The following is a 25,890-nucleotide window of genomic DNA, read 5'->3' on the forward strand; positions in this document are numbered from 1 at the left end:
TAAATCATGAAAGTATCGACAATCTGGAGAGGCAACCGCAAGTTCGATTCGACCGGGCCGTCCGGTTATTCCGTAGGCATGGACGCCACGCCGAAATACGGCGGCAGCGGCGAAGGCATGACTCCGATGGAACTGCTGCTGGCCGGACTCGGGGGCTGCATGGGGATCGATATCACCATGATTTTGGATCGGTTTTTGTCCGACATTACGCGCATCGAGATCGAAGCGGACGGAACGCGGAAAGAAACCAATCCGTCGGGCTTTACGTCGATCGATCTCTTTTTCCATATCGACGGAACTGTTCCCGACTACCGGATCTGGAAAGCGCTGCTGATGGCCGAAGAGAAATACTGCGCGGTCTCCGACTCGCTCAAAGCGGATATTAACCTGCGTTTGATCCTTAACGGGGTAGAAGTGCAGAAACCGGAAAAGTCCGTCTGAGGAGCCTGCTTAATAAAAAATGCGTCGGCGTTCAATAACGCTGACGGCATTTTTATTTTGCGGCGGGCATGGGCGGCAACCCGGCGCTGCGATCACCCGATTCCGTTTCGCGATGCGGTTAGACGTTAAGGCTGATACCGCGTCACGTCCACCGCCACATGCTCCAGCTTCGTTTTGCTGAGCGAATGGTAAGGCGCGTAAATCGTAACGAACCGGTCTTCCAGCGGGAACGTCAGCATGTCGGTTTTGCCGACTTTGTACCATTTTCCTTTGACGTTGTTCGAGTTGGGCAGGGTGACGATCGTACCTTTGTAGCTGTAGGAATCGTCGCGCGGAGACACGGAAACTTTCATGTATTTGAAAGAAAAGGTCACGCTGTCGCTGCCGGCGGCCACCTTTTTAAAGGCGTCGCCCGTGATCATGCGGCTCGGTACGTAAGGCGTTTCGAAATCGTCGAACGCGGCGAAAGCTTTTACGATTTGTTTATACTGAGCGGCTGTATACGGAACGTCGCTTACCGTGAAGTTCGCTTTTTGGGAAGCTTTGGCGGCAGCGGGAGCCGCTGCGGAGCTGACGGCGCCGCCTGCCGCCGGAGCCGCTTGTGCCGATCCCAATCCTGTTCCTGTCAAAAGTACGCCTGCGGCGAGAGAAGCCGCGATCCATTGCGGGTAACGCATGATTCATCCATCTCCTTCGTGTCTGGTTTTCTTCTACGGTCTTATCTTAACCAAGGAATGTATCGATTTTAGAGCCGAATTGTATCCAAGCTGTAAACAAGTTTTTTCAGAATGGAAAAGTCTAAGCCGGCGCTTTTTCGCAGGGAGCGAACGTTATAAGTTGCCGACTATCGTCACGTATTCTCCCGCTTCCAGCGCTTCGCGCGCCCAACGCGCGAACTCGCGTACGAAAGCCGCCTCGGCCGGATCGACCGGCCGCAGCGCCTCCAGTTCGCGGACGATCTCCTCCCAGATTTTTGCCGGAACAGGGTTGTCCCAGCAGGGATCGAACGCTTCGACCGATTCGCCGTTTTCGGGATCGACGAGCGGATAACGGCTCCGGATACGGGAGATCACGAATTCGGCGTCGGTCTCATACAGGAAAACAGACTGGAACCCGGGTACAGGATCGCCGCCGCGCGCCGGATAGAACTCGAAGCCTATGCCGTGCGCCGATGCGGCATCACGCAGTTTCATCACGCGCTTCATGCCGTTCGCCTGCCTTTTTTTCAAATTGACGGAGCCCCGAATTCCGCGGATGGCTTGAAGAGGAAGTCAGCCGCGAAACGGAGTATTTCCTGGAGCAAAGGGGTTAAAAGCTTATCCATACTCTAAAAGGTTCACATCCATGAAAGCCACGATTACTCCAAGCTATTCGTTAGCCTGCTCGTCTGCCTCTTGGCCTATCGAGTCTATTTCCGTTTTGAATAATACGCTGACGGCATACCGGGCAATTGAAAGCCGAGATATGAATAGGTACATTTTGCAAAGAATAGTCACAGTAAGGGCAATCCGCACCATATTTTCCGTAAAATAAAAGATGAACAATGCCGATCATGGCAAGACCCCACATTAACGCGTCATGACCGACAAAGTCCGTTCTGCTTAGGAAAAACAGAATCAATACATAAATGCCGGCGTTGATAAAAGACTCTGTCCGATCTCTTCGGAGTTCACAAGGATGTTTTGTTGGGTCGGGCTTTTTCCATTCGGCGAATATGGGTTTCAGAACTTTTGGATTCAACGGGTCCGCGGCGCCTCGCTTGCTATTAATTACGATAGCGAGTAAAACAGGAAGGAATAAACTCAATAAGAAAGAATCAACATCGAATGACCAAGAGAATGCTGAAGAAAACATGATAATCATTCCTGAGGAAAAGGTTAAGATAATTGATATAAGGGCATATTTAAAATTGATTTTGGCCGCAAAAGCATTTCTGCCTAAAAATTGAGTGAAAGTCAATAAACTGAAAATTAAAGTTCCACAAATTCCAGCTCGAAGAAAAAAGTCGACAATAGGAATATTTTTCATCTCCTTTTAAAATTAAGATTGATTAATATAACAAATGTCTATTCAATATAATTCCTTTTATTATAGAAGGAGGAATAAGCGAGAGCAATAGAACTGAGGAAGCAAGGCCCAAGGCTCAAGATTTTGGAAAAATTCGGTGTCATTTAGGAGAAAGCGGCCCGCGTTATATCTTTTTGAACAGTCATAAATCCTAAATATAAGCATGCAAAATGGCGATGGAAGAGCAGCGCAATTTGACCGAACAGATGGTGGCAAGCTTCCGCGAACTCGAAAGTCTGATCGTCGGATTGAGCGAGCTTGTGGGCGATTCCGACAATGAGGATACGGAAAAATCGCTTAAGACGGCCTAATCGCCTAAGAGCACTGTCCGATGCGGAGTTAGCAAACAGGAAAAAGCCTGCGGTTTTCGCAGGCTTTTTCCTGTTATTCATCGGCTGAGCTCTACTTCGCCGGCCCCCGCCAGTTGGATCGGTACATGAGATACAGGAAATACGGCGTGCCGATCAGCGCGATCAGCAGGCCCGACGGAATCTCGGTCGGGGCCATGACCGTTCGGCCGATCGTATCGGCCAGAACGAGCATGACGGCGCCGGCCAGCCCCGACAGGAACATCGAGCGGCGCAGATGCGGACCGGTCAGAATGCGGACCATATGCGGCGCGATCAAGCCGATGAAGCCGACCGTGCCGACGCAGGCGACCGCTCCGGCTGCCAGCAGGACGCCGGCCGTCATCGCCAGCAGCCGGGTACGGCGTACCGACAGGCCGAGCCCCGACGCGCTCTGGTCGTCGAACACGAGCAGTTCGAAACGCCGGGCCAGCCGCCAGGCCAGCGGCAGCAGCAGGAGCAGGAACACGGCGATGATCTTCACATCGTCCCAGCTGCGGGCGTAAGTGCTGCCCGTCAGCCAGATATAACCGCTGCTGCCGTAGATCGCGCCGCGAACGATCAGGACCTGAATGCCCGCGCCTGCCGCTGCGGATACGGCGATGCCGAGCAGGATCACGACGGACGGATTCAGTCCTTTGCGCCAGGCCAGGGAGAAGACGATCACGGCGGCCAGCCCGGCGCCTACGATCGCGGCAAGCGGCAGCATATAGACCGGCTGCCCCGGCCAGGCGATCAGCACCAGCATGGCGCCGAATCCCGCGCCCGAAGACACGCCGACGATCGACGCGTCGGCCAGCGGATTGCGTACCGCCATCTGGATCAGCACTCCGCTGATCGCCATCGCCATGCCGGCGCCGGCCGCGACAAGCGTGCGAGGAATGCGCAGTTCGATCATCGCCGAGTAGGCGCCGTCCGGCGTAAACAAGCTGGGCAGCAGGTCCGGCAGCGGAATGCGCAGGCCGCCGAACATCGTGCTCAGCAGCAGAAGCAGGACGGTCAGCACGCTGAACAGAACCGCCAGACGGCGGTAAGGCCAGCGCTGTGTCCGCGCGCCCGTGCTCATGGAGGAAGAGGCGCCCGCGCCGCTCATTTTCATTCGGGTAAGCACGAGCCAGATCAGCCACGGAGCGCCGATGATCGCCATGACGGCACCGGTCGGCAGCTGCATGCTGGAATTATGGACCATCTTGGCCAGCACGTCCGCGCCGATCAGCAGCGCGGCGCCCCAGATAAAGGCGGCCGGAAGCAGCCAGCCGTTCTTGCGCAGGCCGCTGAGCCGAACGAGATGGGGAGCGACCAGACCGACGAAGCCGATCGGACCGACCACGCTGACGATAATCGCCGCCAGCAGCACCGAGATCAGCAGACCGGCGGCCCGGGCGCCGCCTACGCGCTGACCGAGCGAAGACGCGGTGGACTCGTCAAGTTCCAGCATATCCCACTGCCGGGACAGCAGCAGCGCGCCCAGCATCAAGCCCGCGACCCAGGGCCAGGCGTACTGTACGCCGCTCCAGTCGTTCTGCACCAGCGAGCCGGCGCCCCATAGAAACAGCGTCTGGGTCTTCATGGAGAAAAAGATATGCAGAGCACTCGTAAACGAACCGAGCACCATCGAGATAATCAGGCCGGACAGCGCGAGGCGAACCGGGTTGGAACGGCGTCCGCCGCCCATGAAATAAGCGGCCGCTGCCGCGAACAGGCCGCCGATCGCCGCGAACAGGAACGGAGACTTGGCGAGAATGCCAGGAAACAGCACCGAACCCAGCACGACGACAAAATAAGCACCGGCATTGATGCCGAGCGTATCGGAGGCGGCCAGCGGGTTGCGGGTAATCGTTTGCAGCAGCGCGCCGGCGACGGCCAGCGCGCCTCCCGCGAACAGGCCGATCATGGTGCGCGGCATGCGCAGATCCCAGATCATATTGTGTTCCAGCGTATCCTGCCTGGACTTGAGGGCTTCGATCACCGTGTGCAGCGGAATGTCGGCTTCACCGTAGCACAAACTTACAAAAAAAAGCACGATGAGAGCGGCCAGGCCGCCCCCATAAATGCTTAATGTACGCCAATTATAAACCGAACGGGCAAGCCGGAGCCGTGCCGTATTCATTGAATGATAGCCCCGACAACGCCGTCAACCAGAACTTTCGAAGATACCGGACCGCCGAATGTCCAGAGCGTGCTGTCGAGCGGGAAGACGCGTTTTTCTTTAACAAAATTCAGACCGTTCCATACTTTGTTGTCCGCCATGGCCGTTCCGAAAATATCGTCGTCCGGCTGCGTGATGTAGAGGAAGTTGGTGTCCTGCACCTCTTGCAGCGCTTCGATGCCTACCGTCGAGAACCCGTAAGACTCTATTTTCTCCGGCTGCCAGTCGTTGATCATGCCGACTTTGGCGAGCGTGCCGGCGACCACGGAATTGTCCGAGAACATCCGCAGCGTCGCCGCGTTTTGCGAAGTGAAGGCTTGGGTCAGCGCGTAATGGAAATCGGCTTTGCCCGCGTCTTCCAGCTTCTTTTTGGCGTCGGCGTAATGCTGGTCCAGATCGGACAGCACTTTCTTCGCTTCGTCTTCTTTGCCTACGGCGCCCGCGATCCGATTGAACGTTTCTTCCATGCGTTCGTAAGTATAGCCGTCGCCGTTATAAAGGTCGAATTGGATCGTCGGCGCGATATTTTGCAGCTGCTTGTAGAGTTTGCCGTCTTCGGTCGCGTTGGCGATGATCAGATCGGGCTTCAAAGAAGCGATCGTTTCCAGGTTCGGCTCGCCGCGCGTGCCTACATCGGTTACGCCGTCATCCAGCGCCGCTTCGGAAGTGATGTACTGCTTGTACTGCACATTGTCGGCGTTGCCGACCGGCTGCACGCCGAGCGCGACCAGATCTTCCGTATACGTCCATTCGAGCGACACGACGCGTTCGGCCGGCTTGTCGAGCGTCACGTCTTCGCCGTCGTGATTGACCGTAACCGGGCCTGCCGCTTGGGTTTCCGCTTCCGCTTTGGGTTGAGTCGAAGGCGCGGTGGCAGAGGAAGACGAACCTGCGGACGAACCGCACCCCGCGAGCGTCATCGTGAAAGCGGACAAGAGCAGCATGTGTTTCCAACCTTTTTTAATCAATGGTATTCTCCCCTATAATATGTAATGTAAAAAAAGATAATGATAATCGTTATCAATAAGTGATTATGCATGAGGTTGAAGTTTTTGTCAATGCATCGCGGGAAGAGGAGCCGTTAAAAAGAAAATGGATCGATCGGACAGGAAGAGTGGGGAGTTTGCGCCGAAGCGAGCGGGTTAGCGAAGAAAAAGTTTCCGGGTAAGAAAATAAAGGCGTCATGGCCGCTTTGGGCGTTAGCGCTTGTTCGATAAGAAGAAAGGAGGAAGGACATTGAACGCTTCGCGCGAACCGTCCGGCAGGCTGTATACGTCCAATCTGCCGGGACTGAAAAGGTTGAAAACGCAGGCCGACCGGCTGCTCGTTACGCGGGCGGGGGCAGAGATTTCGAACGTCGAACCCGTGCGCGCGCTGTCTCCTTCGCCCGAGCTGTTCCATATGTATTTGGACGAATGGAAAGATCGGCCGGACAAAAGCTGGTGGCCCGAGTACGAGCGCAGGTTCCGGAGGGATTTGGAGAGCGAAGAGAAGCTGACCGCTTTGCGGGACGTGTATAAAAGGCTGCTGCGGGGGCGGGACGTCGTGCTGATCTGCTTCTGCAAAGATCATCGCTACTGCCACCGCAGACTGGTCGGCGAATTTTTCGCGGAATACGGCGTACGCGCCGAAGAATTGAATCCGGTGACGGTGGAGCAGATCGATTTGTTCTGATGCCGCGGTAACCGGATTACAAGGCTTCGCCGAGCACATGCCGGACATAAGCTTTCGCGCTTTGTTCCACTTCTTCGTCGCTCGCCTGGAACGAAGCGCCGAACAGCGCGAAATAAGGCAGCTCGATCGCGCCGACGTGGCGGAGGCTGGCTTTGAACGGGGCCAGAATTTCGTCGACGGTATACGCAACGCCGCCCTCGGGCAAATAATTCAGCCGCTTGTCCCCGATCGAAATCGCGGTGCCCAGCACTTTGCCTTTGAGTTTGCCGCCGGTCGAGCCGTAAGCCCAGCCGTAGGCGAATACGTCGTCGAACCACTTTTTCAAAAGAGGCGGGTAGCTGTACCAGTACAGGGGGAACTGCAAAATCACGCGGTCGTAACGCTCCAGCTGCTCCTGTTCCCGCCGCACGTCGATCCGTCCGTCAGGGTACCGGGCATATAAGTCGTGCAGTTCGATTTGTTCGGGATGCCGCAGAAGCTCTTCCCGCCAGCGCCGGTTGACGCGGGAAGTTTCCAGATTGGGGTGGGCCAAAATAACGAGAGTACGGTTCATGTCGATTTCTCCTTTTTCGGGCTTCGCGTCGGGACGGAAAGCCTGTTTGTCGATCGCTATGCGGCTTATTATGCACCCGATTCGGTCGCAAGAAAATACATACAATGAAGTAAGGAGCTTACCTTGAAGTGCGTACTGGACCCCGGCCATAAACGGTGGGATAATGGACTTTTAAGGAACGTTCAGCGAAAACAAACGGAGATGAGAACGACGATGAAGCAGTATAACATGGGCATCGAAGCCACGCTCGAAATCATCGGAGGCAAATGGAAGGCGCTGATTATCTGCCTGCTGATGACCGGCGTGAAGCGGACGGGCGAACTGCGGCGCGGCATTTCGGGGATCTCGGAAAAGGTATTGATCCAGCAGCTGCGCGAATTGAAACGCGACGGTCTGGTCGAGCGCAAAGTATACGAGCAGATGCCGCCCCGGGTCGAATACCGCCTGACGGAATACGGCGTGACCGCCAACCGAATCGTCGAAGTGATGTGTCAGTGGGGCACCGACAATATCCGCATGCGGCAGCGGCGCGGGGAAGAGATCGAGCTGGCGGAAGCCGATTAGGCATGTAAAAATAACCGCAGCAAAAAGCCTGCACGAAGTGCAGGCTTTTTGGCGGCTTCGGCAGCCGAACGGATCCGTTTCGGAGCCGAATCGTACACAAGCCGTCGATAAGCTTCAGGCGGAAGGTTCGGCCGCGTGCAGTTCGATCGTTCGGAGCAGCAGCCGGGAGGTGCCCGTGCCGTTCATGTCTTCGATTTTGATTCCGATCGTCTTGACGTTCGCAAGGTCGACGCCCGCCGAAGCTGCGGCAGTCGGCAGATGAAGCATGAGCCGGGTATAGCCTTCCGAATCGACGACTTCCGGGGTGCCGCTGTCGGACCAGGCCCAGCTGTCGCCGGTCTTGATGAACAGTCTGGCTTTGGCGCTGCCGTCGGACAATTTAACGTCGGCGGTCAGCGTGTCCGAGCCTTTGACGTTCATCCGTTCGGGATTCACGGCCAATTCGAACGATTCTTTGAAGCTGCCGTCCGCATTTTGACCGGTGTTGGCCAGGCTGAAAGCCGCGCTCAGCGCTTGTTCCGCTTCGTCGAAAGTCGGGGCTTGAGCCTGGGCGCTATCTCCGTTTGCCGTCATCCAGCCGGAGATGTCTTCAGTCGAAGCGAACGCATGCAGAACGCCTGGAGCATGGGGTTCCGGCGGCCCGCCGGTTTCATTTGACATATCCGGCAGCGAAGGGTCGTAAACGGCCCGAATATCGTCGAAGTAAAGCGTTCCGGTATGTGAAGCGCCGTCCATGCCATTCACATAAAGGTTAAAGCTCTGAACCTGCTGCAGTCGTTCCGGGGTCAATGCACCTGCTTTGCCCCAGCTCATTTCGGTCAGATCTTTCAAACCGATGACGACTTGTCCGTTCTGTCCGGGAACGATCGTCGGATAGGCTTCGAAGTAGCCGCCGTCGATAATCAGCTGAACCACCAGCTTCAGCGGCTGCCCCGTTTCGGCGTAAGCTTCTTCACCGTCTGATGCGATCCACATGCTGACGGCATTGTACTCGGACCAGTCGAGAGTGCCGAGGCTTTTGCCTACGCCGGCATAGCCCGCGCTGTTCAACGAGTAGTCCAGTTTCATGCCGTAGTTTCCTGAAGCTTTGCGATCCGCGCTCAATGAGACGCGGATATCGTCGCCGCCCGCTTTCGGATATTTGGCGGCGAGCGCTTCGTCGCTGGAACCGTAGGATTCGAAGTCGTCGACCCGCGCCGCGTCCGCCGTCGGTTCGGCATACGTGCCGTATAGACCGATATCGTCCACATAGATCGGCAGTTCACCCGATTGAGCAAGACCGCTGCCTACGAGGGAGAAGGCCAATCCGGAAGCGGCCGCCGATTTTTCGGCATCGTTCAGTTCGATGGAAGCGTCGAATCGATAATACCGGATGCCGTCCAATGTGACGATCGGCAGGTCGGACAAGGCCCGGTAGCTGGAATCCATGCCGTATTTGGTGTCCCAATCTTCGGGAAGCTGCACGATGCCCCGCACGGCGGCATTTCCGTTCTCGTTCTGCGCCGTTTCGGGAATCCAGGCGCTGAATTTGACCCGGCCGACTTGGGACAGGTCGATGCCGGCCAATGCTTCCGGCGTCAGCTTAAGCTTCAATTCCTGCCAGGTGTCTGCCGCCGTCAGGCCTTCAAGGACGCGAATCGCCAGTTTTCCGTCTCCGCCGGGTGCGGCATAGCCCAACTCGGTGCGGATCGTACTGCCGTCGCCGGCCGCGCCCGACCATGTTCCGCTGTTTCGGATCGAATTCAAGTCCGTTTCCGCGTCGAACGAAATCTTTTTCAGCGGCAGTTCTCCGATTTTTACGAAGACCGAAAGACTTTGCGTAAGCGGTTCGTTACCGGCTCCGTAAGCTTTGACGGTGATCGGAACCGAGGTTCCGTTCAAGGCCGCTTCCGGAATCCAGGTGGCGGAATAGTAACCGTCCGGGCTCAGCGTCATCGGAACTTCCGCGTCCGAATCGCCCGCGATATAGACGACCCGGCTCGGCGCGAAGTTTGCGGCTTTCGCGCGGATAACCGGCGCCGCTTCGCTTACGGTTCCCACGTCGTTCGGAGTCACGATATGCAGCAGCGGCGCTTGAGGAGCGGTGCGGACCTGCTGTCCGTATTTGTTGTCCGTCTGGATCTCGCCGGCAAACGCCGTATACGGGTCGCGATAAAAATCGATGAAGTCGTTCAGCAGCTCGTGGTCGCCTTTGCCCGGAACGTTCTTGTAAGGCACGTACAGGTTATTGCCTTCGCCGAAGTTCGCCCAGGTCAGCATATACGAGATCTTGGAAGCGTCCGGATCGGCTTTGATCGCGTTCAGCACTTTGGTGAACCACTGCTTCTCGTTGTTGCCGGTCGTTTTCATGCCCGCGGCGCTGTATCCGTATTCGGAAAGGGTCACGATTTTTCCTTTGGCCTGAGCCAATTTCGAAATCATGTTCAGATCGGCGACCAGGCCTTTCAGGAACGCTTCGGAGCCGGCGTTATCCTTGTTGTCGTATTGGTCCATGCCGAGAATGTCGACATACGGATCGCCCGGATAGGTTCTCAAATATTCGCTTTCGTTTCCGTTGAAAGCGCCGTTCGGCGAAAATACGTACAGGAAGTTATGCACGCCTTTAACGTCTCTCAAGTATTCGACCGTGTACCGGTACAGCTCGACGTATTCGCTTCGGGTCGTCGTGGCCGCTCCCCACCAGAACCAGCCGCCGTTCTGCTCGTGGAACGGACGGAACAGCACCGGAATCGGTGTGCCGGCATCGTCCTTAAGATGGTTGGCGAAATTCGCGATGCGATCGAGATAGGCGTTAAATTCGCCGTTCTTGTCTCCGCCGGGCAGAATGCGGACGGCGACGGAAGAAGTCGCGCCTTTGGTATTGCCGGTATCGTTGAAGCTTCCTCCGGTGGCGAAATTGTACGGGTGGGTACTCAGCGTGACGATTCCGCCCAGTTCGTGAGCCTGCTTCATCGCCGCGCTCAATCCCAGGCGACTTGCTTCGTAATCGCCGCTCACGCCGGGAGGCGCTTCGTACCCGTCCAGAGACAGCGTGTCCCAGCCGAATACGGCCGGGTAGTCGCCGGTCGAACGGTACACGTCCGAAACGACATTGCCGGACGCGTCTTTGCCGGCAATGGAGACCGTCGTATCGTGCTGATGGCCGAACATAATCTGTTTTCCGCTTTTTTCGCTCAGATAAGCGAATAAGGAACGGGTGGCCGGCGTAGCTTCGGGATCGGCGAGCTGTACGACCGGGACGTTATCCGTACCGCCTCCTCCCGTACCGCCGCCCCCTGCGCCCCCGCCTGTATCGCCGCCGCCCGCATTTGGATTTCCTCCGTTTGCTGGCGCGGAAGGAACAGGGGTAACGGGAGGAACGACAGGGGGGACGACGGACGGAGCCGGAGTTTCGTTTCCTGTCTGGAAGACGCCTTCCGGCACCGGCTGTCCGTTTCGGGTAACCGACGCGGCCCGGACTTCCAGCCGGTCTATCGTTCCTTTAAGCGTGATCGCCGTTCCGACGGCCCCGCCGCCGATGACGGCCGTACCGACGGCCGCGCCGGACTGCACTTCGATCTGCGAAGGCGTTTCGACGGATAGCCGTTCGATCGTGGAGGAGCCTTCCGCCGAGACCCGAACGGACCCGCCGGGGCGATTGACGATGACATGGCGCAGCTTGGAATTTTTAAAATGAATCGATTGCTCGCCGCCGCCCGCCACGTACACCGTTCCGTCGACGATGACGTTGTCCAGTTCGGCGTCGCCGTTTCCGATTCCCGGCGTCAAGTAGAGATTGCCCGCGATCCGCGCATCTTTGAGAACGACGCCGCTGCGGTTGACCAGCGCGTTCCCCGCGATCGCGCCGCCGGTCACGGTGCCGGCTTCCGCGTAATAGCGGCTGACCAGCCGATCGAAAAGGGTCACGGTCTCGGCTCGGGTGATCGGGGCTTTAGGCCGGAAAGAACCGTCGGGATAACCGTTCAGCAGGCCGTTCATGGCCTGCACCGATCGAGACGCATAAGCGGAAATCTCGCTCTCGTCGGCGAAGGAGACCGTACCGTTTTCGGCCGGACTCAACGAAAAGACGGAAGCGAGCAGAACGGCGGCATCCTGCCGGTTCATGGATGTATCCGCTTTCGCTTTGTTGCCCGGAAAACCTTGATAATACCCGGCCTGTCTGGCCGCGGATAAATCCCGGGCGTACCAGGCTCCTTCCGGCACGTCGGAGAACGGGTTGGGCGAAGATTCCGCGAACCCGAACAATCGGTTAATCATACTCGCCATTTCGGCGCGCGTAATCTGTCGGTCCGGACCGAAATTTCCGTTTCCGTATCCTTGAACGATTCCGCTCTCTTTCCACCTGTCGATGCTTTCGCCGGCCCAATGCGATTTCCCGACGTCCGGAGTCCGCGGCGCCGCGAAAGCCGGCATCGCCGTAACAAGCAGAGTGACCGCCGCCAGTGCCAGTACAAACGATCTTTTGAAAACGTTCAAATGTCATCCTCCTATTTGTAAGGGTTTTCAAATAATATTTCTCGAAAATATTAGCATTTAATTTTGTATAAAACAATAACATTTTTATGATTACTTTTATATCCTAGCTAATTATCTTATTAAGTCAGTGAATATTCCCTTTGTTTTATCCATAAATGAAATAACAAAATAATAACAAAAATATAATGAGAACTATAAAGCAAAAAAAGGGACCAGGAAAAACAAATCGGGACCATAAAAAGTTGGTAAAGTGGAGAAGAGAAATCGGACAGTCGGAGATTCGCGGAGCAGCCGCCGAATTTAAAAAGGGACAGAATCGATCGAACGTTAAAGGAGAGAATGCCATGATCTATGTCGCACTGCTGCGGGGAGTCAACGTGGGAGGCAGCAACAAAATCGACATGAAGACGCTCAAGACGGCTTTCGAGTCGTCCGGGATGAAGAGCGTCAAAACGTACATCAACTCAGGCAATATCGTATTCGTAAACGAGGAACGGACACGGTCGGAACTGCCCGCGATTCTGGAAGAAGCGATCGAGACGGAGTTCGGGCTGCGCATTCGGGTGCTGGTTCGGGGCTTAGAGGAGATGGAGGCCATCGCCGCCGTGCTGCCGGATCATTGGAGCAACGGAGAAGAGATGAAGAGCGACGTGTTCTTTTTGTGGGACGAAGTGGACGAAACGTCCGTTCCGGGCCTGCTTCCGCTGACGCCGGGCATCGGCACTCTGCTGACGGCGCCGCGCGCGGTGCTCTATGCGGTGAGCCGGGCGGACGCGGGGCGCAGCGGCATGAACAAGCTGGTCGGGTCGAAGCTGTACGCGCAGATGACCGTCCGCAACGTCAATACGACCCGGAAGATTCTGCATATGATGAAGGAGCTGGCGGCCGGCAGGAGCGGCGAGGCTTGAAGGCTGCGGAATGCCGGACTTTACGGACGACAAAAGCCCGCGACGAGCATCGCGGGCTTTTGCTTCGCAGCCGATTCGGCGGAACCGCTGCCTGAGCGGGTTCCAGCGCTTAGCGATAGACCAGTCCGCCGTCCGTCAGGATCGCCTGGCCGGTAATGTAATCCGCATCGTCCGAGGCCAGGAAGGACACCAGATTGGCGACGTCTTCCGGCGTTTGATAGCGGCCGAGGGCGATGGCGCTGGAGAATTTTTCGAAAGCTTCGCCCGGCTGCAGGTTGTCGTCGTACTTGACCATCTCTTCGTCGATCCGGTCCCACATTTGGGTTTTGGCGACGCCCGGGCAGTAAGCGTTCACCGTGATTTGATGCTTCGCGAGCTCTTTGGCTGCGGCATGAGTAAACGCTTTGACCGCGTGTTTGGTCGCCGAGTAGGTGCTTAACATTTCGTAGGCTTCGTGTCCGGCGATACTGCAGGCGTTGATAACCTTGCCTTTGGAGCCCTGCTTGATGAATTGTTCCGCTGCCGCCTGGGTTCCGAACACCAGACCGTTGACGTTGATGGAGAACAGTTTGTTCAGCTGACGTTCGTCGATTTCCATAAACGGCGATACCGCGTCGATGCCCGCGTTGTTCACGAATACGTCCAGGCGCCCGAACTTTTCCACCGTTTTGGCGACCAGATTGAACTGATCTTCGCGCTTGGACACGTCTCCGGCCACGGCCAAAACGTCATAACCGTCTGCTTCGAACTCTTTCAACGCGGACTGCAGCAGGTCTTCATTGATATCGTGGAGCACGACCTTGAATCCGTCTTTCGCCAGACGCTGCGCGATTCCTTTGCCCAGACCGCCCGCCGAACCCGTTACGACTGCTACTTTCGACATGATATTACCTCCCCAAAAATAATGAATCTACCTTTATTATCGTGAACCTTACTCAAGACGTTGTCAAGACAACCAATAGTGACAGAATTGAATCGTTTCGAACCGTACGATTTAGTGACAATATGGGTAAGAGTTGGTGAACTGAGTCGAACGACAATTCTGCTGCACTGAAGGTAGAAAACGCGAAGGAAACGTATACGGGGCTTCCTAGCGCTTTTCGTTCAAATATAAGCGATAATCGTACGCTTTCGCGGATTTGTTCCACTTATAAATGAATTTATGCATCGGCGCGTGGTGGTAGCTCCCCTCATAGGGCTTGCCGCCGAAAGGCGTTTTTCCGATGATTTCTTCGCTCTTATCGCCGTTTAAGTCTTTGAAAACGAGAGCGGTCTCCGATCTTTCCGTCGTCAGCACCGGAACGAGTTTATCGTTTTTCCAAACGAATACTTGAGCCCGCGAACCGCCGACCGCCCCCCCGACATACTCGGCCGCCAATACGTTCTTGTAGGTAGGGTTATGTATGCGCCGCGTCTGCACCAGCCAATAGTCCCCGCCCATGCCGTCGCTCAGGCGCCGGTTGAACATCGGTTTACCTTGAGCGGAATACACCCCGATGGCGGAAACGGATTCGATCATTTCCCGGTTCCAACCCGTTATGATGATTTCGTTCGTGCCGTCGTTGTTGATGTCATAGCGGTAGGACTGGCCGATATGTTCTTTTTTCATTTTGTTGGTCTTGAGGAAGTCGGCCTGAGCTTTGTAGATCGGCTGACGGTTGTCCGCTGCCGCTTCCGCATTTTGGATAGAAACGAGCGGGCCCAGCAGGGCAAGCGCAAGAACGCATCCTGCTATTCGTTTTCCGGCTTTCAACATCAGATCCCTCTTTTCGTTATAAATTAGGCTTGGAAAAGCAGGAGGAGTTCCTTGCTTTTCCATATTCTCTTATTATACAAAAATTTGAATTCAAAAAAATCTCTCGGTAAAATTAAAAAGGTTGGCAAACAGCTCGGAAAAGCGGGCGATCTTGGAGGTACATAAAAATGAAAGCATGGAATCGAGACGAATGGAGCCGGCTGAACCGGGCTCGCAAGCAGGAAAAGCTTCAGGGACTGTCCGGCAGTCTTCCGAAAGGCTTTGTTTTCAAAGGAATCGAGACGTTCGAAGCCGCGGGGCGGCAAACGGAAACGGGCCTGTTCGAATATGAAGGCTGCGAGTTTGTATTCGTGCCGGGCGACCGGGCGGTTCTCGGCTGGGCGGATTGGACGGACGCGGCGGCCGAAGGCGAGGGAGGTTCGTCGGGTTCTTCGCCGATCGAGGCCGATTTTCGGGGCGAAGAAGAGCGGCTGCGACACATTCTGTCGCCGGAGCGCACCGCGGACATCGGACCGATGCTGGTCGAACGCCGTGCCCGATATGCGGGCTGGGATGTCGTCGAGCCCGGACAGCTTGATCGCGGCCGCTATGCCGAACTGCTGGAGCAGCTCGAAGCGTTTCGCGCCGAAGAAGGGCAGCCCCGATACTACGAACGTTCCTATCGCTTCGAGCGAAAAAACGAGGGAATTGAAGTTTGCCTGTCGAATGAAACCGACGATTTCGAAGAATGGGCGGGGTCGGCGCTGCAGGAAGGCTTCGATCTGCCGACCGAAGACGAATGGGAATATATGTACGGAGGCGGCCGCCGGACGCTCTTTCCGTGGGGAAACAGCCTGAGCGCCGGCGAAGAGGCTCCGGCCTCGCATCATTCCGGTTGGACCAACGGGTTCGGCCTTCACTTCCGCGCGGACTGCGTGGATAAGGAATTGGTCCGCACGGACGAAGAATGGGACGGCAAAGGCGGGGAAGAGTGGACGGGCAAAGGCGGACACGGCAACCGGGAATGGCTGGAGCAGTCCGACGACGTCTGGCCGAGGCTGTCCTTGTCCGCGTTTTACCGCGATCCGTACGAGGACGAACAGGAGTGGGGCGAATGGCTTGACCTGCTGCATGCGCGGCGGATCGTGCGGCTGTAAGTCGAACGCGCCGCGATCCGGCATATCCGTGCCCGGGTTAAACCCGGCGGAACTGCAGCGAAACTCGAAAAGCCCGCGCTTCGGCGCGGGCTTTTTCAAGCCATAACTTTGATTTCAGACTGTCCGACTCGGCTTTCCCGTACTTAAAAGGAACCTGACGCGCCGCTTAAGCGCCGTCCGGTTATTCGCCTTCGCTGAGCGTCCGGTCTCCCAATTCCTGCACCGGCCGATGGTTATCCGGGAACAGTTTGGCGAAAAGGTCGATTTGTTCCTGGGACAGTTCGATCGGCTGTTCGAGCACGTTCCAATTCACATGCTCGGTGCAGGGAGGCGTCGTGAGCGAGCCGTCGTAATGCACGGAATGCAGATCCTGAGGCAGCAGAACGGACAGGTCGATCGGCGAAGCCAGCGGCACCGCTTCTTCGCTCGCTTTTTCGGGCAGATGTTTCCAGAGATCGGCGAATACGGCATTGGCTTTGCCCGGATTGATCAGTACGCCGACGACGGCTTTTTCGCCTTTGTCGTTCTGGTGGACAAAATGGAGTTCCATTTCCGCGTTTTTGCCGTCGATCTGGTGTTCGCTCGGGTGATGGAAGTGGAACTGCAGCAGGGTGTATTTCTGGCCGTCCAGCATGACATAGTTATCTTCGCCGGTCACGTTGACCTGGATCGTATGGCCGTTGTTGATGACGGTCGCGTCAGTCAGCTTGCCGTAATGCGGTTCGATCGGCTTGATCTCGCCCGAGCGCACGATTTTGGTATGGTCGATGTTGATAGGCGATTGGGATTTGCCGGTCTCGCAGGTGGCGAACTCGCTTTCCAGTTCTCCCCAATGTTCAGGTCCGGCCTCGCCTTCATACGACCAGTGGGGAGCGTCGGAGTGGGAGGTCTCCGCGGCAGCCGGCGCGGGAGCGGCCGTTTCGGCCGGAGCCGAAGCGTTGGAATCGGGGGTGGATGCGGTATTTTGCCCGCATGCCGTCAAAGCGAACATGACGGCAAGAGCCGCGGTCAATCCTGGAATTTTGCGTGTCATGGTTTCTCCTTCTTTCTCTGTGTGATGGAAATGGGGTAGCAGAATTCATCTTATCCGTTCAAGGACCATAATAGCCGTGACCGATCACACAAAACTAAACGGCGAATAAACTTTTGTTTGCTTCATATGGAAAAAGAAAATTTTGAAAAAGTGAGTGAAAACGATGCGGGGCCTCGTCTATGTGAATACGACCGCTGGCATACAGCGAAAATACGAATGGACAAAGGAGATTTTACTCATGAAAAAACGTTCTGTTTTTCCCGCTATTCTAACGATTGCGCTCACTTTAAGCGGTGCGGCGGCCTGGGGGAGTCCTACGGCTCAAGCGGCGGACGCCAAGCAGGCGCTGAAGCTGGCCGGCGGAGCGACGTACTACGGACAGGTCGAGAACGGCCTGCCGGACGGACGCGGCACGATCAAGTGGCCCGGCGGCAAGAGTTATTCGGGCACATTCGCGGACGGGAAGCGCTCTGGAACCGGCAAATATATAAACGAATATACGGACGCAAGCTCGGGCTACCGGCACAAAACCGTATATAACGGCGCCTGGAGCGGAGATCGGATGAACGGCAAAGGCACTTTGACGGACAAACGCTCGGAAGCGGGCGGACGAGTCGTGTCGAACGAAATCCAGGCGGGGACGTTTAAAAATAACGTGCTTGCTTCAGGTTACGAAGTCGTGCACGCCGAAGCCGATCCGGAGTACAGCTTTACTTACCGGGGACAGGGGCTGCTCCTGAACGTGCTTGGGTACAACGAGAATCTCGTTTCGCTCTGGAAAAGCGGAGGCCTGTTCAACGTGACGTATCAAAAAGGCTCCGTTTCCCGCAATTACTCCATTTTCCCGGAAGATTCGGCGAGCGCGGAGAAGCAGCGCCAGGCATCGCTTAAATATCTGCGCGGGATCGCGGGACAGGTCGCGCCGCATCTGCAGCAGTTCGAGAAGCTGTCGAAGCAGGTGCCGCTGAAGTAAAAGGGTAACGGACGCCCGCAGCCGAACGCAGGCATTCCGACGTCGACCTTTTAAAAAAAGCAGGATCGGAATTTTCCGATCCTGCTTTTTGGCGTGCCGGGCCGAGCTTCGTTCAGTGCACGAGATTTTCCAGGTCCGGCTGCAGCTTGCCTCTGAGGGCGATAAGCATGATCCCGCCCACGGCAAAGGCGACGGCGTCCGCGATAACGAGCGACCAGACCACCCCGTGGAACCCGTGCAGATGGTTGGCGATATACAGCACCGGAATCAGCGTAACGCCCTGAATGACGGACATGACGAATGCGGCGGTGCCCTGCCCGGTAGCCTGGAAGATTCCCGTGAATAAGGCGGTCGCTCCGGAGATGAACAGGGACAAGAACGTGACGTTCAGGATATAGCTGCCCATTTCGATCAGCCGCGGGTCGTTCGTGAACAGGCCGATCAGGTTATCCGAGGTCAGGTACACGATTACCCCGAAGGCCGCGGCCAGCACCGCGATCGTTTTAACGGTAAATCCGATCGTGCGTTTCATGCGCAGCCGATTCGCGGTGAAGGAGAAGGCGATCAGCGGGACGACCCCTTCGGAGAGCCCCATCAGAATAAACTCGGGAAACTGCAGCAGGCGGGAAGAAAGGCCGTAAGCCGCCGCGGCCCGGTCCCCGTACTCGATCAGAAAATGGTTCAGGATCAGCGACATGGCTCCCAAAAAAACGCTCATCACGAATACGGGGACGCCGATCTTGAACACGTTGCTCAAAATCTCTTTTGTCGCCTTGAACCACTTGACGGAGACGGTCAAAAATCGGCTTTTGGCCCCGATATGGAACGCATAGAAGAGGCTCGCGACCAGGTTGGAGACGACCGTGGCGGACGCGACTCCGATGACGCTCCAATGGAAAACGAAGATGACCAGCGCGTCGAGCGCGATGTTGACGGTTACGCTGAGAATCATGCCGATCATCGAAGTCATGGCCGCCCCTTCCGAGCGTACGAGGTTTTCCAGCGTGAAAAACAAGACGACAAAGGGCGAGCCGATCAGCATGACGAGCACATAATCTTTCGTGAAGCCGAACGAGTCGGACGTCGCCCCCAGGGCGCGCACGATCGGATCGATCAGCGGAAGACCGACCGCCATAACGATCAGGCCGAGCAGCAGGCTGCCGTAAAAGGCGAAAGCGGACACGTGCTTGACGTCGTCGTACTTCTTCTCCCCGAGCAGACGCGAGATAAAGGTGCCGCTGCCCATGCCCATCAGGCTGCCCAGCGCCATAATGATCGCATACAGCGGCAGGGTCAGCGCAAGCGCGGTCAGCATCGGCGTGTTATGCAGCGTGCCGAGGAAATAGGCGTTCAAAATGGAGTAGATGACGCTCATCGCCATGCCCAGCATCATGGGTACGGCAAAATGAGCGACGGCTTTGGAGATTGGCGCTTTTTCGAAATAGTGGAGGTTTTCGGCGTCCATGGATATCCCAGCTTTCTCGTTTGGTTTGGAGGAATCGGCTTTCCGACTTTAGACTAACAGTGTTAGTTTGTGCCTTACAGTGTTAGATGATATCATGGTAGGAAAGGTCTGTAAAGCACAAACTTACACCGTTAGATGAAAATGCGATAAAAGCGCGCGAAAAGGAAGGATACCGATGAAAAAGCAGCAGCCGCAAATTTCCGAAGATCGAATTGTGGAAGCGTCCTGGGAACTTTTAAAAGAAGGAGAGATCGAGAAGTTCAGCATGAGAAAGCTGGCGGATCGCCTGGGCATTCAGGCTCCGTCCCTGTACTGGCATTTCAAGAGCAAGCAGGACCTCTATCAGCGTCTGGCCGGGCGTATCGCGAAAAAGATTACGGAAGAATTTCGTGCCGAAGGGGACTGGCGGCAGCAGCTTGCGGAGCTTGCGGCGGCGATGAGAAACGTGCTGGAACGTTATCCCTGCGCGACGCAGCTCATGATGATGACGCTGCCGCATGAGCCCGACAACATTCGGCTTACGAACCGGATGCTGCTCTGCTTGGAGCCGACGCCGCTTGCGCCGGAACAGCGGTTTCAAGCGATTCTGACGCTGACCAATTACGTGTTCCATTTCGTATTGGACAACGAGCAGCATCAGCGTGCGGTATCCGCTCTGGTACAGGAAAAGGAAACGGTGCCTTACGGGGAAATGAGCGAACTGCTGGACGGCATGAGCGAGGAAGACGCGGGGCTGTTCCGGAAATTGTTCAAAAACGGTCTGTTCGAGCTGATGGGGACCGACAAAGCGTTCGATTTCGGGGTGAAACTGATTCTGCTCGGCATCGAACAGGTGATCGAGGAGCAGGAAGCACAGAGTGAAGTCTAGCATAGACCAGCAAAATCGAGCATCCGGCCGGACTTTTGCGAACCGGTCGGGTGAGTTCTCGTGTACCCTGCACAGAGAAGCCCAGCCAGTCTGAGCCTGCCTGACCCTCGTTGGGCGAAAAGATTCTTTCCCGTATAATGGTAAACGTTACGTCGGGTGTCACATCAAACGCGGCTTTGAACCATGAAGGCGTACCGTGAACGCTCCCGGCGTCGGAAACCAAGCAGCGAGAAAGGATGAAGACAATTGAGTTATACGGAAGTATTGGAACGTAAAAGCGAAATTCTGAAGAAAACGGTCGAGCACTGGATTTTGAAAGAGAATCGCGACGGACTGAACCGTCAGGAAGCCCATATTTACCGGAACATGCTCAAGGAGCTTCATCAGAACGAACAAGAATTGAACGGCGTCAAGAACGAAGAAGTCATCAAGCGTCAGGAAGAGCCCGAATCCGCCGAGACGGCGGAAGCATCCGAACGTCGGACCGCGGTCGGAAACGTCTAGGATCGCCAGATGGCGCTGCGCAGAGTACAATCGACAAAGAAAACATGGCAAAAGCCGCCCGAACTTCGCGTTGCGCGAAGACGGGCGGCTTTTTGGCGTCCGCGAAATCGGGCTCGTGCTCAAAATGAAAAATGTCGAATTGTCGTAGGGTCTACCGAGTGGAAAAGAATTCCGTTTTTGCTTCAAAAAAGCGACATTAAACGTTTTCGGTCCCGATTGGCCGCCGTAACGCAGACACATCGAACAAAATCGTACTTTTGCTCTAACAACCGGACGTAAATCCGGCGATAAAGATAAAGGATGTTTAGATAAAAGTAGGGGGTAAAACATGCAAAAAGGCAAAAAGACGAAACGGCTGATTTGGATTCCCGCATTGTCTTCGCTGCTGCTTCTGGCGGCATGCGGTTCGCAGCAGTCGCCGACGGCGGGTGCCGAAGAGCGTCCGGAAGTCGGAGTCGTGCTGTCCGATGTAGGTCTTGGAGACCAGTCTTACAGCGACGCGGCATTCCGCGGACTGGCCAAGGCTCGCGATACGGACGGCGTATTGTTCGATTATCGGGAAATGAAGCAGGCCGGCACTTACGACGAAGCGTTCAAACAGCTGGTCGACGGGGACAACGATCTGGTCATCGGCCTCGGATACATGGTCAAAGAAAGTCTGGAGAAGATCGCCAAAGAATACCCCGACAAACAGTTTCTGATCGTCGACGACACGTCGGAGCTGCCGAACGTCGCTTCCATCACCTTCAAAGAAGAAGAAGGAAGCTATCTGGCGGGAGCCGTAGCAGGCCTGACGACGAAAAGCAATCACGTCGGCTTCCTCGGCGGCGTCGAATCGGATCTGCTGAAAAAGTTCGAGGCCGGCTACGAGCAGGGCGTGAAGGCGGCCAATCCTCAAGCTGACGTCAAAACGACTTATGCCGGCGATTTCGGCAAAGCGGATCTGGGCGCTTCGATTGCAGGTTCGATGATGCAAAATGACGACATCGACGTCGTCTACGCGGCTGCCGGGCTTACCGGCGTAGGGGCGCTGCAGGAAGCGGAAAAAGAGGGCAAGTACGCAATCGGCGTCGATACGGATCAATTCTTTATCGCCGAAAAGGCAGTCGTTACCTCCATGGTCAAAAACGTGGACAATGCCATTTACAGCGCAGTCAAAACGTTCAACGAGAACGGCGGCAAGTTTCCTCAGAAAGATATGGTGTTCGGGTTGAAGGAAGAAGGCGTGGGGCTCGCTCCGATCCGTGTCGTGAATTTGACGCCGGAGCAGCAGAAGCGGATCGACGAGCTGACCCAGGACCTGATCTCGGGCAAGATTACCATTCAGCTTCCCTAAAACCGGACGGAGGTAAAAGGTTATGAAACTACAGGGCAAACTGCTCCTTAACGCCATGATCTCGCTGGCGGCTTCGCTGGCGCTGGTCGGCTATATCATTTTCCAACTGCTTCATATCAATTCGCAGAACCAGACGCTGGTTCCGGACATGCTGAACGTACAGCAGTTGAACGCCGATCTGGGCGGACTGAGCCAATCGCTGGACGGTTATTCGTTCTCGATGACCGAAAGCAACAAAGCGGACGTGACGGGACAAATCGAGACCGTCAAGGCGACGCTGGCCCTGCTGACGAACAACGAAAACACGAGTCTGGATTCGGAAGAACAGCGCGGATGGCTGTCTTCTATCCAGACCAAGTTCACCGAACTGTCCGAAGGATCGCTGCAAGCGCTCGAAAAGCAGGACAGCCCGGAAGCGAAGCGCCAGGCGGCGCGTATTCAGGGCATTCAGAACGACGCCTACCGCCTCGATATCCTGACCAAAGAACGCTATGACCAGTACACGGCCGACTTGACGGCCGGCATCACTCTGACCTGGCAGATCGCTTTGGCGGGAGCGCTTCTTCTGCTGCTCGCGCTGGGATGGTTCAACGCAAACTTCGCGCGCAGGCTTGCCCGTCGTGCCCGCACCATGAAGGATGCGGCCGTGCGCATTGCGGACGGCGACCTCAGTCTCCAACTCGAAAAGTCCAAGGGACGCGACGAGCTGGACGAGCTGAACAACGCTTTCGGAGTCATGGTCGATAACCTTCGGGGCATCGTGCGTTCGATCGAGGAGAGCGGCCTTGTGCTGGACCGCGTCGCCGGCGAGCTGGACGGCCAGAACGACAAAATGCAGGAAATCGTCTCCCAGGTCGCGACTTCGACCGAAGAACTGGCGATCGGCAGCCAGCGCATCGCGGAAGATCTCGGCGACACGGTCGAGACAGTCGACGGCATGCAGCGCAACTTCGAAGTAAACCTGGCCGAAACGACCGAGTCTTCTTCGGCTACGGAAGAAGCGCTTCGTTTCGTCGAGCACGGCGAATCCGTCATGCGCGAGCAGCTGCGCATCACGAGCGTCAACCGCTCCGCGATGTCGGAAGTGGAGCAGACGGTCGGCGAACTGGAATCCAGCGCGAGCCGGATCGCCACGATGACGCAGCAGGTCGCGCAGATCGCCAAGCAGACGACGCTGCTCTCGCTTAACGCTTCGATCGAAGCGGCGCGTGCGGGAGAAGCGGGCAAAGGCTTTGCCGTCGTCGCGGGCGAAGTGAACAAGCTCGCGGATCAGTCGGATTCCGCCGCGCGAGAAATTTTTGCGACGGTCGAGGAAATCTCCCAGGCGATGATCCGCGTCAAAGGCTCGGTCGAACAAAGCCTCGATTTGTTCCGCAAGCAGGAAGAAGCTTCGGCGGTCACGGAAGAATCGTTCGCCGCGATCAGCGCGCAGGTTCGCCAGATCGCGGGCAGCGTAGGCAAACTGTCGCAGGACATGGAAGAATCGCGCCGCTTGAGCGTGCAGGTTCAGCAGGCGATCGAGAGCATCAGCGCCGTGACCGAGCAGTCCGCGGCGGGCAGCGAAGAGATTACGGCTTCGACGGACGAGCAGAAGCGCGCGTTCGAAGAAATCGGAGGCAAGGTCAAGGAACTGCTGCAGGTCCGCGAGGAAATGCAGCGGGAACTGTCGCGCTTCCGTCTCGACGCGTAACGTTCGGCCGGTTCGTATTCGATACCCGCTCATCAATCCAGAAAGCCCGGTCCCTCTCTCACGGAGAAGGGATCGGGCTTTTATGTGTAAAAACATTTTCTATAAAAAAGTAAGTAAAAGCTGTTGCGCCCCGTAAAAAGCTGTGCTATGATTTATTCATAACAAAAAGTTAGTTAACTTAAAAAATAAACTTAAAGAGAAAAGGAATGCGATATGCGAATCAAATCCGCCGACTCGTTTTCCGATCTGCCCAAATCGAAAACTATTGGAGGAATCAATCATGGAAAAGTTGAACATCGGTATCATTCTGGGAAGCACGCGCGAAGGCCGCCTGAGCCCGCAGGTGGGCGAATGGGTCAAGCGCATCGCCGACGAGCGCGGAGACGCGAACTATCAGATCGTCGATATCGCGGACTATAAGCTGCCGCTGCTCGGCGAAGCCGACGCGACGGAGCAGGCGACCGCCTGGAACGCGAAGCTGGCGGAGCTCGACGGATTCGTCTTCATCGTGCAGGAATACAACCACAGCATCTCGGCCTCGCTCAAAAACGCGCTGGATTACGCCCGCGAAGCCTGGAACAACAAGGCGGCCGGCATCGTCAGCTACGGTTCGGTGGGCGGAGCCCGCGCGGCCGAGCACCTGCGCGGCATTCTGGGCGAGCTGTCCGTCGCCGACGTCCGCGTTCATCCGGCGCTGTCGCTGTTCACCGACTTCGAGAACGGCGCGACGTTCAAACCGGCCGATCTGCACCTGATCAACTTGAACGGCATGCTCGATCAAGTGCTGGCCTGGAGCGGAGCGCTTAAGACGCTGCGCGTTCCGGCGGAGGTATTGTAAGACGGTGCTGTAAGGTTCCTATGCAAGCATGACCCGGTTTTCCCCTCTGTTAGCAAAAGCCCGGTCCGTCAGCGGATCGGGCTTTTGTTCGACCGTTTCCGCCATACGAAAAAAGGTCCGCTTCCCTAAGGGGAAAGCGGACCTTTTTAACGATGCTGCGTATTTGCCTTATAAGCCGTTTCTTACTGTGCGGCGTTTTTGCGCACGCGGATCCGGTTGATCAGGAAAGTAATCGCAAAAACGGCGACCAAAATAACGAAGAACATGCCATGGCTCATCTCATAAACTTCGGCCGTACTGAGAATCATTTTGACGCCGATGATAAAGATCAGAACAAAAGCCGCATTTTCGAGCTCCGGAATCTTCTCCATGAGCTTAAGGATGACCGTCGCGACCAGACGCATCATCAGGATGCCCAGGAGGCCGCCGGCGATCAAGATCCACGGGTTCGGCGAGATGGCGAACGCGGCGAGAATCGAGTCGATGGAGAACGCGATGTCCATCAGTTCGACCGTGATGATCGTACGGACGAACAGGCTCAGTCCGGTCTTGGCCAGCAGTTTCTGCAGCGAAGACTCTTCTTCGCCTTCTTCGTCGTCGTCTCCTCCGCTCCTTGCCTTATCCCAGAAATGCTTGATGGCGATCCAGAGCAGGTAGGCGGCGCCGATATATTTGACCCAGGCGATCTGAACGAGGTAAATGCCGACCCCGATCGCGATAATCCGGAAAATATAGGCTCCCCACAACCCGTAAAGCAGCGCTTTTCTTCTCTGTTTCTCCGGCAGCTTGTTGACGATCGCGGCAAGAACGAGCGCGTTATCCGCCGACAACAAACCTTCGATTACGATCAGCGACAAGATGAATCCCCATCCCGCAGGCGTCGCGAACGCTTCGAGGAAGGTGCTCATTTCGAACAGATGGCTGTAGCCCATTTCCATTCTTTTACAACCCTTTCCTGGTTATATGTTGGTAATTACACTTGCACCTTTGTATTACGAACGAAGAGGCGCCGCGTTTCAACCCGTTTCCGAAAAAAATCGACTGTCGCGCAGAGCTTTAAACTCCTTTTCCGTCAAAGCGTACAAGTGCAAGTTTAGCATAATTGCGGAAGA

Annotated in this window: 23 protein-coding genes; 11 read left to right on the forward strand and 12 right to left on the reverse strand. The window is 56.1% G+C overall.

Features of this window, described 5'->3' with window-relative positions; all coding sequences use genetic code 11:
* The first annotated feature begins 6 nt into the window (after positions 1-6).
* Complete coding sequence (locus GYN08_RS17235; protein WP_166276708.1) at positions 7-441, forward strand: OsmC family protein; 435 nt, start codon at positions 7-9, stop codon at positions 439-441.
* A 125-nt stretch (positions 442-566) separates the two neighbouring features.
* Here GYN08_RS17235 and GYN08_RS17240 read toward each other — a convergent pair whose 3' ends face one another.
* The 5 genes from GYN08_RS17240 to GYN08_RS17265 form a co-directional block, all read right to left on the reverse strand.
* Positions 567-1,118: a hypothetical protein gene (locus tag GYN08_RS17240; protein ID WP_166276711.1), complete on the reverse strand. Its 552-nt coding sequence runs from the start codon at positions 1,116-1,118 to the stop codon at positions 567-569.
* A 153-nt stretch (positions 1,119-1,271) separates the two neighbouring features.
* Positions 1,272-1,670 (reverse strand): hypothetical protein, encoded by a 399-nt coding sequence (locus tag GYN08_RS17245; protein WP_166276714.1) that lies wholly within the window; start codon positions 1,668-1,670, stop codon positions 1,272-1,274.
* Positions 1,671-1,815: 145 nt separating this feature from the next.
* Positions 1,816-2,469: a hypothetical protein gene (locus GYN08_RS17250; RefSeq protein ID WP_166276717.1), complete on the reverse strand. Its 654-nt coding sequence runs from the start codon at positions 2,467-2,469 to the stop codon at positions 1,816-1,818.
* A gap of 441 nt (positions 2,470-2,910) precedes the next feature.
* Positions 2,911-4,965 (reverse strand): iron ABC transporter permease, encoded by a 2,055-nt coding sequence (locus GYN08_RS17260; RefSeq protein WP_166276723.1) that lies wholly within the window; start codon positions 4,963-4,965, stop codon positions 2,911-2,913.
* A complete protein-coding gene (locus GYN08_RS17265; RefSeq protein WP_166276934.1) occupies positions 4,962-5,969 on the reverse strand; it encodes an ABC transporter substrate-binding protein in 1,008 nt (335 codons plus the stop codon). The genes GYN08_RS17260 and GYN08_RS17265 overlap by 4 nt, the downstream gene beginning before the upstream one ends.
* A 271-nt stretch (positions 5,970-6,240) precedes the next feature.
* Between GYN08_RS17265 and GYN08_RS17270 the strand changes: the two genes are divergently transcribed.
* Entirely contained in the window at positions 6,241-6,678 is a 438-nt protein-coding gene (locus GYN08_RS17270) for a DUF488 domain-containing protein (RefSeq protein ID WP_166276726.1), read from the forward strand.
* 16 nt (positions 6,679-6,694) lie between these two features.
* On the opposite strand, the gene GYN08_RS17275 is transcribed toward GYN08_RS17270, so the two are convergent.
* Complete coding sequence (locus tag GYN08_RS17275) at positions 6,695-7,231, reverse strand: NAD(P)H-dependent oxidoreductase (protein ID WP_166276729.1); 537 nt, start codon at positions 7,229-7,231, stop codon at positions 6,695-6,697.
* Positions 7,232-7,444: 213 nt separating this feature from the next.
* On the opposite strand from GYN08_RS17275, the gene GYN08_RS17280 reads away from it, so the two are divergent.
* Positions 7,445-7,795 (forward strand): winged helix-turn-helix transcriptional regulator, encoded by a 351-nt coding sequence (locus GYN08_RS17280; RefSeq protein ID WP_166276732.1) that lies wholly within the window; start codon positions 7,445-7,447, stop codon positions 7,793-7,795.
* A 114-nt stretch (positions 7,796-7,909) separates the two neighbouring features.
* Here the strand turns inward: GYN08_RS17280 and GYN08_RS17285 are convergent, their stop codons facing one another.
* Positions 7,910-12,271 carry a glycosyl hydrolase gene (locus tag GYN08_RS17285; protein ID WP_166276735.1) on the reverse strand — a complete coding sequence of 1,454 codons (4,362 nt, stop codon included), beginning with the start codon at positions 12,269-12,271 and terminating at the stop codon, positions 7,910-7,912.
* 344 nt (positions 12,272-12,615) lie between these two features.
* On the opposite strand from GYN08_RS17285, the gene GYN08_RS17290 reads away from it, so the two are divergent.
* Positions 12,616-13,179 (forward strand): DUF1697 domain-containing protein, encoded by a 564-nt coding sequence (locus tag GYN08_RS17290; protein ID WP_166276738.1) that lies wholly within the window; start codon positions 12,616-12,618, stop codon positions 13,177-13,179.
* A 109-nt stretch (positions 13,180-13,288) separates the two neighbouring features.
* Here the strand turns inward: GYN08_RS17290 and GYN08_RS17295 are convergent, their stop codons facing one another.
* Together GYN08_RS17295 and GYN08_RS17300 are read right to left on the reverse strand one after the other, a co-directional pair.
* Positions 13,289-14,062 carry an acetoin reductase gene (locus tag GYN08_RS17295; RefSeq protein WP_166276741.1) on the reverse strand — a complete coding sequence of 258 codons (774 nt, stop codon included), beginning with the start codon at positions 14,060-14,062 and terminating at the stop codon, positions 13,289-13,291.
* A gap of 207 nt (positions 14,063-14,269) precedes the next feature.
* Positions 14,270-14,935, reverse strand: coding sequence for a hypothetical protein (locus GYN08_RS17300; protein ID WP_166276744.1), 666 nt, complete (start codon positions 14,933-14,935; stop codon positions 14,270-14,272).
* A 167-nt stretch (positions 14,936-15,102) separates the two neighbouring features.
* On the opposite strand from GYN08_RS17300, the gene GYN08_RS17305 reads away from it, so the two are divergent.
* Positions 15,103-16,071 carry a formylglycine-generating enzyme family protein gene (locus tag GYN08_RS17305; protein ID WP_166276747.1) on the forward strand — a complete coding sequence of 323 codons (969 nt, stop codon included), beginning with the start codon at positions 15,103-15,105 and terminating at the stop codon, positions 16,069-16,071.
* A 181-nt stretch (positions 16,072-16,252) separates the two neighbouring features.
* On the opposite strand, the gene GYN08_RS17310 is transcribed toward GYN08_RS17305, so the two are convergent.
* The gene (locus tag GYN08_RS17310) at positions 16,253-17,104 is read right to left on the reverse strand and encodes a carbonic anhydrase (protein ID WP_166276749.1); all 852 of its coding nucleotides are present in this window, start codon (positions 17,102-17,104) and stop codon (positions 16,253-16,255) included.
* Positions 17,105-17,342: 238 nt separating this feature from the next.
* Here GYN08_RS17310 and GYN08_RS17315 point away from each other — a divergent pair, with 238 nt between their 5' ends.
* Positions 17,343-18,077, forward strand: a complete 735-nt coding sequence (locus GYN08_RS17315) for an MORN repeat-containing protein (RefSeq protein ID WP_166276752.1) — start codon at positions 17,343-17,345, stop codon at positions 18,075-18,077.
* A 112-nt stretch (positions 18,078-18,189) separates the two neighbouring features.
* On the opposite strand, the gene GYN08_RS17320 is transcribed toward GYN08_RS17315, so the two are convergent.
* Positions 18,190-19,542, reverse strand: coding sequence for an MATE family efflux transporter (locus GYN08_RS17320; RefSeq protein ID WP_166276755.1), 1,353 nt, complete (start codon positions 19,540-19,542; stop codon positions 18,190-18,192).
* A gap of 175 nt (positions 19,543-19,717) precedes the next feature.
* Between GYN08_RS17320 and GYN08_RS17325 the strand changes: the two genes are divergently transcribed.
* From GYN08_RS17325 to GYN08_RS17345, 5 genes are all read left to right on the forward strand, one after another.
* Complete coding sequence (locus GYN08_RS17325; RefSeq protein WP_166276758.1) at positions 19,718-20,410, forward strand: TetR/AcrR family transcriptional regulator; 693 nt, start codon at positions 19,718-19,720, stop codon at positions 20,408-20,410.
* A gap of 246 nt (positions 20,411-20,656) precedes the next feature.
* Positions 20,657-20,914, forward strand: coding sequence for a hypothetical protein (locus tag GYN08_RS17330; RefSeq protein ID WP_166276198.1), 258 nt, complete (start codon positions 20,657-20,659; stop codon positions 20,912-20,914).
* A 328-nt stretch (positions 20,915-21,242) separates the two neighbouring features.
* Positions 21,243-22,250, forward strand: coding sequence for a BMP family lipoprotein (locus GYN08_RS17335; protein ID WP_166276761.1), 1,008 nt, complete (start codon positions 21,243-21,245; stop codon positions 22,248-22,250).
* A 22-nt stretch (positions 22,251-22,272) separates the two neighbouring features.
* The gene (locus tag GYN08_RS17340) at positions 22,273-23,940 is read left to right on the forward strand and encodes a methyl-accepting chemotaxis protein (protein WP_166276764.1); all 1,668 of its coding nucleotides are present in this window, start codon (positions 22,273-22,275) and stop codon (positions 23,938-23,940) included.
* A gap of 280 nt (positions 23,941-24,220) precedes the next feature.
* Positions 24,221-24,778, forward strand: coding sequence for an NADPH-dependent FMN reductase (locus GYN08_RS17345; RefSeq protein WP_166276767.1), 558 nt, complete (start codon positions 24,221-24,223; stop codon positions 24,776-24,778).
* A 182-nt stretch (positions 24,779-24,960) separates the two neighbouring features.
* On the opposite strand, the gene GYN08_RS17350 is transcribed toward GYN08_RS17345, so the two are convergent.
* Positions 24,961-25,716 carry a TerC family protein gene (locus tag GYN08_RS17350; protein WP_166276770.1) on the reverse strand — a complete coding sequence of 252 codons (756 nt, stop codon included), beginning with the start codon at positions 25,714-25,716 and terminating at the stop codon, positions 24,961-24,963.
* Positions 25,717-25,890 lie beyond the last annotated feature (174 nt).

Source organism: Saccharibacillus alkalitolerans, assembly GCF_011090185.1.
GTDB lineage: Bacteria > Bacillota > Bacilli > Paenibacillales > Paenibacillaceae > Saccharibacillus > Saccharibacillus alkalitolerans.